Source organism: Corynebacterium sp. HMSC077G07, assembly GCF_001809225.1.
Taxonomy (GTDB): Bacteria; Actinomycetota; Actinomycetes; order Mycobacteriales; family Mycobacteriaceae; genus Corynebacterium; species Corynebacterium jeikeium_D.
On record NZ_KV796550.1, the window covers coordinates 110,208 to 110,666 of the forward strand.

The 459-nt window shown below is 57.1% G+C and carries 1 CRISPR repeat array.

Going from position 1 to position 459, the window contains the following annotated elements:
• A CRISPR array of direct repeats spans positions 1-456; the repeat unit is 29 nt; unit sequence CTCTTCTCCGCACACGCGGAGGTATTTCC.
• Positions 457-459 lie beyond the last annotated feature (3 nt).

Genomic DNA, 459 nt, shown 5'->3' on the forward strand with positions numbered 1-459 from the left:
CTCTTCTCCGCACACGCGGAGGTATTTCCGCTGAAAACCATCCTGAGAATCAGGCAACGGCCTCTTCTCCGCACACGCGGAGGTATTTCCCATGAGATGGTCTGCCACATGAGGTACTTGCCCTCTTCTCCGCACACGCGGAGGTATTTCCTTGCCCTACGCTAACCCGATTCACTGGGGTTGCTCTTCTCCGCACACGCGGAGGTATTTCCGAGGTTCTAGCGGACGCGGTTGATAAGCGGGTCTCTTCTCCGCACACGCGGAGGTATTTCCATCGGAGTCTTTCGGCGCGAGGGCTGAGTCCGCTCTTCTCCGCACACGCGGAGGTATTTCCGATTGGTGACCGTATTGGCTGTGAGGAGCCGGCTCTTCTCCGCACACGCGGAGGTATTTCCAGAACCAATAGTGAAATACGGGGTAACACCGTCTCTTCTCCGCACACGCGGAGGTATTTCCAAG